The sequence below is a fragment of the Telluria sp. ZB4P34 genome (assembly GCF_059686055.1).
Window position 1 is genome coordinate 1 of sequence record NZ_JCASIF010000032.1, and the last position, 8,994, is coordinate 8,994.

Below are 8,994 nucleotides of genomic sequence, written 5' to 3' on the forward strand. Positions count from 1 at the left end.
TGCGGTAACCCATCGAGCCTTCAAGATACCGTTGCACGACAATCAGCTTGAAGGCAGGTGTGTACTTCCCCATAAAACCCCAGAAAGTTAGTGTCCAACTTTCTGGGGTCAGTTCACGAGCCGACCACCCTACGTGAGATGCCGCAGCGGATGCGCATACGCCGGCCACACCGGCTCGAAGAACCGCGCCACCATCTCCGGCGTCACCTCTTCCAGCGTCGGCGGATTCCACTTCGGCTGGTTGTCCTTGTCGATCACCAGCGCGCGCACGCCTTCCAGCACTTCGCCGTGCTCGAAATTGCGGCGCACCAGGTTGCGTTCCATGCGCAGGCAGTCCGCCACATCCAGCGACGCGCCGCGCTGCAGCAGCTCGCGTGTCACGCACATCATCAGGGGTGAACGCTGGCGCATCGCCTTGAGCGCTTTCTGCGCGAACGGATTCTCGTCGCGCGCCAGCGAGGCCATGATCGCGTCCACCGAGGCCGCACCGAAGTGCGCGTCGATCACGCCGCGCTGCGCCTGCAGTTCGCTGGCGCCCACCTGGCCGGCAAACTGCGCCGCGTAGCTGCGGATTGCGCCCGGCAAGCCGCGCCCCGGCGTCGATGCCACCAGCGCCATCAGGCCGCCCAGCTCGGCGCCCGGCACGAACACGTCCGCCAGTCCCACGTACAGCGCGTCGGCGGCGCCGATGGTGAGCCCGGTCAGGCCCAGGTACTGGCCCAGCTGGCCCGGCGCGTGCGACAGGAAATGGCTGCCGCCCACGTCCGGGAACAGGCCGATGTTCACCTCGGGCATCGCCATCTTCGTGCGCTCGGTCACGATGCGCAGGCCGCAGTCCGGGCCGCCCTGGGCGATGCCCATGCCGCCGCCCATCACCACGCCGTCCATCACGGCAATATAGGGCTTCGGATAAAAGTGGATCAGGTGGTTGAGCGCGTATTCTTCGGTAAAGAAGTCTTCCAGCAGCGCGCTGCCGCCAGTCGGGCCCACCTGGCCCATCTCGTGGAAGAAGCGGATATCGCCGCCCGCGCACAGGGCCTTCTCGCTGGTGCTCGTGATGACTACAGCATCGACCCCGGCATCCTCTTTCCATTGCAGCAGGATGGCAGTCAGGTCGCGCACCATGTCGAGCGAGAGGGAGTTCAGGGCTTTCGGCCGGTCGAGCGTAATGACGCCGGTGCGGTTGGCGACGCGGGTCAGGACGTATTCGGTCATGGCAATGTCTGTGATCGAAAAGACATGCATTCTACAGAACATTTGTACAAATCCGGAAGCGGAGAAAAATAACAGGCCTTACAAACGCAAAAAGGGCGCCCCCTCAGACGCCCTTGCTGTTGTGCTACAGCCCGTTCGCAGGAACTGCGTTACGCGGCTTCAGCTTCTCCGATGTCCGGAAGGCGCTTGTGCGCCACGTGGTTATGGTCTTGCAGCATGGATTTGTGTTTTAGAACCTGCCTGTCCAGCCGGTCCATGAGCGTGTCGATCGCCGCATAGAGGTCTTGCGCCGCACTGGCGACATGCAAAATCTTGCCGGATACCTGCAAATTGATTTCGGCTTTCTGCCGTTTCTCTTTTTCAGTGAGGTTATCGATGGCGAGGAACACGTGGGTGTCGATCACATGGTCGAAATGGCGGGTGATGCGCTCGAGCTTATTCTGAACGTATTCACGGATGGCGGGGGTGACTTCGAGATGGTGGCCGCTGATGGTGAGGTTCATACACACTCCTTTGGGAAGGTGCCCTGCCCGCGCCACAAGGTGAGAGTGGGCAGTAGCTTTACAGGGATTTGCGGAGGCTGACGGGCGGAATCTTGAGCGCTTCGCGGTACTTGGCAACCGTCCGGCGCGCAATGACCATACCTTGTTCCCCGAGCATCTCCGCGATCTTGCTGTCGGATAGAGGATTCCTAGGGTCTTCTGCTCCTGTCAATTGCGCTATGAGAGCGCGGATCGCCGTCGAGGAGGCTTCTCCCCCCGCTTCGGTGGCGACATGGCTTCCGAAGAAGTACTTCAGCTCGAACATGCCGTGCGGGGTCAGCATGTATTTCTGCGTTGTGACACGAGAAATCGTGCTCTCGTGTAGGCCTAGTGTATCAGCTATCTCGCGTAAAACAAGAGGGCGCATGGCGACGGCGCCGTGGCTGAAAAAGTTGCGCTGACGCTCGACGATTGCCTCGGCGACACGCAGGATCGTATCGAAACGCTGGCGCATGTTCTTGATCAGCCACTTCGCTTCCTGCAGCTGCGCGCCCATCTGGCTTTCGCTCTTTCCGCCCTTGAGCAGGTTGGCGTACAGGGAGTTCACGCGCAGCTTCGGCATCACTTCCGGGTTCAGTGCTACCTGCCAGCCGTTCTTGGAGCGGCGCACGATCACGTCCGGCACCACGAAATCCGACACGCCCGCGCCAAAAGCCGCGCCGGGATGCGGATTGCACTGGCGGACCACGGCCTGCACTTCGCGCAGGTCCTCGTCGTCGCAGTCGAGCGCCTTTTTGAGCTTGGTGTATTCGCGCTGCGCGAACCAGGTCAGGTAACCCTCGACGATCTTCAGGGCGAGGCGCCGCGTCACCAGGGGCACGCCCGGCATGCGGCGGATCTGCAGCGCCAGGCATTCGGCCGCGCTGCGCGCACCGACGCCGACCGGGTCCAGGCTCTGCACCAGCGCCAGCGCGCAGCGCAGCTCGTCCATCCCGATCTCGAGTTCCTGCGGCAGGCGCGCATGGATCTCGTCCAGCGGCTCGTCCAGGTAGCCGTTGTCGTCGAGCGCATCGATCACGAGTTCGGCCAGTGCGCGGTCGCGCGCGCTGCAGGCGCTCAGGCGGATCTGCTCCGCCAGGTGCTCGCGCAGCGTGATGGAGTCGGCTTCCAGCTGCGGACGGCCGTCCTCGTCGCCGTCGCCGCGTCCGCCGCCCTCGCTGCCCCAGTCCCCTTCGGACTCGCCGCGTTCGGCCTCAAGGCCCTCCTCGTGGCCTTCGGCCTCGGGCTTGGCCTGCTCCTCCTGCTGGCCCGGCTGCGGCGCTTCGCCATTGGCGGGCGCGTTGTTGATCGCGCCGTCGGCCAGCAGGCGCACCGAGCGGTCGAGCGGATCGTCGAGCCGTTCGAGCAGCGGGTTGTCATGCAGGATCTGCTCGATCTCGGCCTGCAGTTCGAGCGTGGACAGCTGCAGCAGGCGGATCGACTGCTGCAGTTGCGGCGTGAGCGCGAGATGCTGCGAGGTGCGGAGCTGCAGGGATTGTTTCATTACATCCTGAAGTGTTCGCCGAGGTAGACGCGCCGGACGGATTCGTCGGCGATGATGTCGTCGGGGCGGCCCGAGGCCAGCACCGCGCCCTGGTTGATGATGTAGGCGCGGTCGCAGATGCCGAGCGTCTCGCGCACGTTGTGGTCGGTGATCAGGACGCCGATGTTGCGCTCCTTCAGGAAGCGCACGATGCGCTGGATCTCGATCACCGCGATCGGGTCCACGCCCGCGAAGGGTTCGTCCAGCAGGACGAAGCGCGGGTTGGTCGCCAGCGCGCGCGCGATCTCCACCCGGCGCCGCTCGCCGCCCGACAGCGACAGCGCCGGGTTCTCGCGCAGCTTCTCGATCTGCAGTTCGGCCAGCAGGGTGTCGAGGCGCTCGTTGATCTGGTCCTTGCCCAGCGGCTTGCCGTCCACCCGCTGCAGTTCCAGCACCGCGCGGATGTTCTCCTCCACCGTCAGCTTCCGGAACACCGAGGCTTCCTGCGGCAAGTAGGACAGGCCCAGCACCGCGCGCCGGTGGATCGGCAGGCTGGAGATGTCGGTGCCGTTGATGTCGATGGTGCCGGCATCGGACGGCACCAGGCCCACGATCATGTAGAACGAGGTGGTCTTGCCGGCGCCATTGGGGCCGAGCAGGCCGACCACTTCGCCGCACTCGACCTGCAACGAGACGTCGCGCACCACCAGGCGCTTGCCGTAGCTCTTCTGCAGGCCCTTGACCAGCAGGGTGCTGCAGCCTTCGCGCGCCGTGGCCTGCGCCGCCGTCATCGATGCCGTCATTGCTTTGCGCCCTCGGCTGGCGCCGTCGCAGTTGAAGGCCTGCGCGGCGCGATGATCAGGGTGCCGCGCCCGCCGCCCACCTTGCTGGTGCCGCTGGCGTCGTTGCGCACCTGCGCCACTTCGCGGCGGTTGTCGTAGGAGACGAATGGCCCCTTGATCTCGTTGGTCATGCGGCCGTTCTCCAGTTCGCGCACTTCGGCATTGGTGAACAGCTTGACCAGCTCGGCGCGCTCGTCGTATTCGATTTTCTGGGCCTGGCCCTCCACCCACAGGTCGGGGCCGCCGTCGCGCTTCTGGCGGAAGGTCGCCAGCTTGCCGTTGCTGGCGGTGAGGGTCACCGTCATATAGCCTTCCGGCGATTCCTTCACCAGGGCGCGGTCGGCCTTGAGCACCAACGTGCCGCGGGTGACGACGACGTTGCCGGTGGCGATGCGGGTCTGGGTGACTTCGTCCACGTCGAGCGTATCGAAGTTGATCACGGCCTGCTTGAGCGAATCGGCGCGCTCCGCCGAGGCGCCGAAGGCGGCCAGGGTGAGGCAGGCGGCTGCGATGAGTTTTTTCATGTTGCTTGTCCTGGGTTGACGCGGCGCCCTTACTGGCGCTGTCGTGGCGGATAGACGATCTGGCCGCGGCTGGCGAGGTGCAGCTTCTGGGTCGCGTTGTTGGCGACCATGCCGGTGCCGGTCACGGTGGCGGCGCCCAGCTGCATCTGGATCGGCCGCTCGGTCTTGAGGATCTCTTCGTCGGGCAGCACGGTGAGGGCCTGGGTCTGCACGCGCAGCGCCTCGGTGGTGGGCGTGGCCGGACGCTGGATGTCGACGTTGCCGAGCAGTTCGACGCGGTGCTCCTCGTGGAAGACCCGGGCGCTCCTGGCGACGATGGTCATGCGCGGACGGCCCGGCGTCATGCTCTGCATCACCGGCTGCTCGACCTGGGACACGTCGCCCTCCGGCGTGTGCGCCAGGCGCTTGCCCGACACCACGTAGCTCGGCTTGCCCTCTTCCGTCATGCGCACGAAGGAGAAGTTCTCGACGATGTAGTCCGGTTCGGTCATGGAGCCGCCGAGGCGGGCATCGCCATCCTCGCGTTCAATCACCTGCAGCAGCCAGAAGCTGCCGAAGGCGCAGAAGGTCGCGATCATCATGATCGCCAGCAGCTTCCAGCGGTGGGCGGTGCGCTTGTAGTTGACCATATGCCTGTGTGTTTCGTGTGGGCGCTCAGGCGAAATACGGCGCCAGCGCCGCTTCGTAGGTGCCCTGCGCGCGCATCACCAGGTCGCAGACTTCGCGGACGGCGCCGCGTCCGCCCGCATTCCTGGTGACGTAGTGCGCGCGGTACTGCACTTCCGGGTGGCCCGAAGGCACGGTGACGGCGAAGCCCACGCGGGTGAGCAGCGGCAGGTCGATCACGTCGTCGCCGATGTAGCCGCATTCGTCCGCTCCCACGCCGGTGGCGGCGAGCAGCTCCGCGAAGCCGATGCGCTTGTCGTGGATGCCCTGGTAGACGTGCGGGATGCCGAGATCGGCGGCGCGCTTGACCACGATCGGCGACTGGCGCGCGCTGATGATGGCGGTCTTCACGCCGGTCTTGTTCAGCAGCTGGATGCCGAGGCCGTCCAGCACGTTGAAGGTCTTGGTGACTTCGCCGTCCGGGCCGTAGGTGAGGCTGCCGTCGGTGAGGATGCCGTCGACGTCGAAGATCATTACTTTCACGCGCGCTGCGCGCTGCATGTGTTCGAGCCCAGTGATCAGGACACTCATCAAATCACCTTGGCGCGGGTCAGGTCGTGGATGTGCAGCGCGCCCACCAGGCGGTCGTCCGCATCGACGACCAGCATCTGGTTGATGCGGAATTCTTCCATGACGGCGACAGCATCGACCGCCAGCTGTTCCGGGTGGATGCGGCGCGGGTTCGCGTGCATCACGTCGCGGATGCTGATGTTGGAGAAGTCCTGCACGCGCTCGATCAGGCGGCGCAGGTCGCCGTCGGTGAACACGCCGACCGGGCGGCGTTCGTCGTCGACCACGGCGGTCATGCCCATGCCCTTCTGGCTGATCTCGAGCAGCGCGCGCGTGAGCGGCGTGTCCAGGCCCACTGCGGGTACCGCCTCGCCGCTGCGCATGACGTCGCGCACGTGGGTCAGCAGGCGCCGGCCGAGGGCGCCGCCCGGGTGCGACATGGCAAAGTCTTCCTCGCGAAAACCGCGCGCGTCGAGCAGCGCCACGGCCAGCGCGTCGCCCATCGCGAGCGTGACGGTGGTGCTGGTGGTCGGGGCCAGGTTCAGGGTACAGGCTTCCTTGGCCACCGAGATGTCGAGGTGGATCTCGGACAGCCTGGCCAGGCGCGACTGCGGCTTGCCGGTCATCGACATGACTGGGGTGCCCATGCGCTTGATGGCGGGCAGGATTTCCAGCAATTCGGACGATTCGCCCGAATTCGAAATGGCGATGAAGACGTCGTGCGTCGTCACCATGCCGAGGTCGCCGTGCGCGGCTTCGCCCGGGTGCACGAACATGGCCGGGGTGCCGGTGGAGGCCAGGGTGGCGGCGATCTTGCGGGCGATGTGGCCGGACTTGCCCATGCCCGAGACCACCACGCGCCCGGTGCAGCCATACAGCAGCGCCACGGCGCGCACGAAATTGTCGTCGTCGCCCAGCCTGGCATGGAGGGCTTGAATCGCGTCGGCTTCGATGGCCAGGGTCTCGCGGCCCAGCTCGAGCACGCGCCTGGCCTGGCCCTCGTCGAAACTTTTCAGCATTATTTTTTCATGGGTTACACTCATGTCGGCAGTATAAACGAATTGGGTAAGCAAAAAACTTGCCAGTCGTAACAAAGAGCGACAAATCGTATAAGAACGACAACAACACACACTGGGGACGATGCATTCCGGACTTGAACTGACCCTGCTCCTGCTGGGCTCCGCCGTGCTCGGCGTGGTCGCCTTCCGGATGCTTCACTTGCCGCCGATGCTCGGCTATCTGGCCGTCGGCGTATTGATCGGCCCCCATGCGCTGGCGCTTGCCGACGACAGTCCCGCCACCCATACGCTGGCGGAATTCGGCATCGTCTTCCTGATGTTTTCCATCGGGCTCGAATTCTCCCTGGCCCAGCTCAAATCGATGCGGCGCATCGTGTTCGGCCTGGGGCTGGCGCAAGTCGTCCTGACGATTGTGGCGGCAATGGCTTTCGGGCTGTTCATTTCCTGGTGGTCGCCCAGCCTGCACGTGAGCTGGCAGGCCGCCTTTGCCCTGGGCGGGGCGCTGGCGATGTCCTCCACCGCCATCGTCGTCAAGATGCTCACCGAGCGCCTCGAGCTGGAAAGCGAACACGGGCGCCGCATCATCGGCATCCTGCTGTTCCAGGACCTGGCCGTGGTGCCGCTGCTGATCTTGATTCCGTCGCTGGCCCGGCCGGCCGAAGAGCTGGTGGTCACGCTCGGCTGGGCCGCGCTCAAGGCGGCTTTCGTGCTGGCCCTGCTCCTGAAGTTCGGCCAGTCCTTGATGCGCAAGTGGTTCACCGTGGTCGCCAAGCGCCGCTCGCAGGAACTGTTCATGCTGAACCTGCTCCTGGTGACGCTGGGCCTGGCCTGGATCACCGAGCAGGCCGGCCTGTCGCTGGCGCTGGGCGCTTTCGTGGCCGGCATGCTGATCTCGGAAACCCAGTACAAGCACCAGGTGGAAGAAGACATCAAGCCCTTCCGCGACGTGCTGCTCGGCCTGTTCTTCATCACGGTGGGCATGCTGCTCAACCTGCAGCTGGTGCTGGAGCACTGGTGGATGGTGCTGGCGCTGGTGATCTTCCCGGTGATGCTCAAGTTCGCGATCATCGCGGCCCTGGCGAAAGCCTTCGGCTCCAGCGATGGCGTGGCGATGCGCACCGGCCTGGCGCTGGCCCAGGCAGGCGAGTTCGGCTTCGTGCTGCTGAACCTGGCCATGGGTTCGAAGCTGGTCGACCCCTTCCTGCTGCAGCTGGTGCTGGCCTCGATGGTGCTGTCGATGTTGCTCGCGCCCTTCATGATCGAGAACATGGACCGGGTCGTGATGAAGCTGGCGTCGAACGAGTGGATGATGCAGTCGCTGCAGCTCACGCAGATCGCCAGCCGCACCATGAAGACCCAGAAGCACGTGATCATCGCCGGCTTCGGGCGCAGCGGCCAAAGCCTGGCGACCCTGCTCAGCGAGGAGAAACTGCCCTGGTACGCGCTCGACCTGGACCCGGAACGGGTGCAGGAAGCGCAGGCGGCCGGCGCCACCGTGTCCTACGGCGACGCGGCGCGCCGCGAGAGCCTGATCGCGGCCGGCATCCACCGCGCCAGCGCCCTGGTGATCACCTTCGCCGACACGCGCCTGGCGCTGAAGGTGCTGCACCTGGTGCACGAGCTGGCGCCGAACCTGGCCGTGATCGTGCGCAGCCACGACGACAGCGACCTCGACCTGCTGAAGCGCGCCGGCGCCACCGAGGTGGTGCCGGAAGCGCTGGAGAGCTCGCTCATGCTGGCCTCGCACGCGCTGGTGACGATGGGCGTGCCGCTGCGCCGCGTGGTGCACCGCGTGCAGCTGGCGCGCGACGAACGCTACGCCTCGCTGCGCGGCTACTTCCACGGCGCGAGCGACGTGTCGGACGACCTGGAGCACACGTATGTGCGCCTGCACTCGGTGACCCTGCACAGCGGCGCCGCCGGGATCGGCAAGCGGATCGCGGAGCTGGCGCTGGAGGAAACCGGGGCCGAAGTGACGACGCTGCGGCGCAACGGGCAAAGCCTGGACTTCGACCCGGAGACGATCCTGCTGGCGGGAGACGTGCTGGTGCTGCGGGGAGAGGGAGAAGCGGTCGGCAGCGCCGAAAGCCGACTGCTGTAGGGTGGTCGGCTCTGTGAACTGACCCCAAATTGTTGGACGTTAAGTCGTTAAGCGCCCATGGCCTGGGTCCTGTACTGTACAGGGCTTTGGCCTTTTAGTTTAAGTTTGATGCG

General features: G+C 65.4%; 9 protein-coding genes. 1 reads left to right on the plus strand and 8 read right to left on the minus strand.

Annotated features, from left to right (window positions below; all coding sequences use genetic code 11):
* Positions 1–129: 129 nt before the first annotated feature.
* From AC56KL_RS23065 to AC56KL_RS23100, 8 genes are all read right to left on the minus strand, one after another.
* Positions 130–1,215, minus strand: coding sequence for an enoyl-CoA hydratase/isomerase family protein (locus AC56KL_RS23065; protein ID WP_497182515.1), 1,086 nt, complete (start codon positions 1,213–1,215; stop codon positions 130–132).
* 149 nt (positions 1,216–1,364) lie between these two features.
* Positions 1,365–1,718, minus strand: coding sequence for a ribosome hibernation-promoting factor, HPF/YfiA family (gene hpf / locus AC56KL_RS23070; RefSeq protein WP_497182516.1), 354 nt, complete (start codon positions 1,716–1,718; stop codon positions 1,365–1,367).
* Positions 1,719–1,776: 58 nt separating this feature from the next.
* Positions 1,777–3,240 (minus strand): RNA polymerase factor sigma-54, encoded by a 1,464-nt coding sequence (locus AC56KL_RS23075; RefSeq protein WP_497182517.1) that lies wholly within the window; start codon positions 3,238–3,240, stop codon positions 1,777–1,779.
* Positions 3,240–4,022: an LPS export ABC transporter ATP-binding protein gene (gene lptB / locus AC56KL_RS23080; protein ID WP_497182518.1), complete on the minus strand. Its 783-nt coding sequence runs from the start codon at positions 4,020–4,022 to the stop codon at positions 3,240–3,242. Before lptB ends, AC56KL_RS23075 begins: the two co-directional genes overlap by 1 nt.
* Positions 4,019–4,585, minus strand: coding sequence for a lipopolysaccharide transport periplasmic protein LptA (gene lptA, locus AC56KL_RS23085; protein WP_497182519.1), 567 nt, complete (start codon positions 4,583–4,585; stop codon positions 4,019–4,021). Before lptA ends, lptB begins: the two co-directional genes overlap by 4 nt.
* A 29-nt stretch (positions 4,586–4,614) precedes the next feature.
* Positions 4,615–5,214, minus strand: a complete 600-nt coding sequence (lptC, locus tag AC56KL_RS23090) for an LPS export ABC transporter periplasmic protein LptC (protein WP_497182520.1) — start codon at positions 5,212–5,214, stop codon at positions 4,615–4,617.
* 25 nt (positions 5,215–5,239) lie between these two features.
* Complete coding sequence (locus AC56KL_RS23095; RefSeq protein WP_497182521.1) at positions 5,240–5,782, minus strand: KdsC family phosphatase; 543 nt, start codon at positions 5,780–5,782, stop codon at positions 5,240–5,242.
* A complete protein-coding gene (locus AC56KL_RS23100) occupies positions 5,782–6,804 on the minus strand; it encodes a KpsF/GutQ family sugar-phosphate isomerase (RefSeq protein WP_497182522.1) in 1,023 nt (340 codons plus the stop codon). Before AC56KL_RS23100 ends, AC56KL_RS23095 begins: the two co-directional genes overlap by 1 nt.
* Before the next feature lie 97 nt (positions 6,805–6,901).
* Here AC56KL_RS23100 and AC56KL_RS23105 point away from each other — a divergent pair, with 97 nt between their 5' ends.
* A complete protein-coding gene (locus AC56KL_RS23105; RefSeq protein WP_497182523.1) occupies positions 6,902–8,881 on the plus strand; it encodes a monovalent cation:proton antiporter family protein in 1,980 nt (659 codons plus the stop codon).
* Positions 8,882–8,994: the final 113 nt, after the last annotated feature.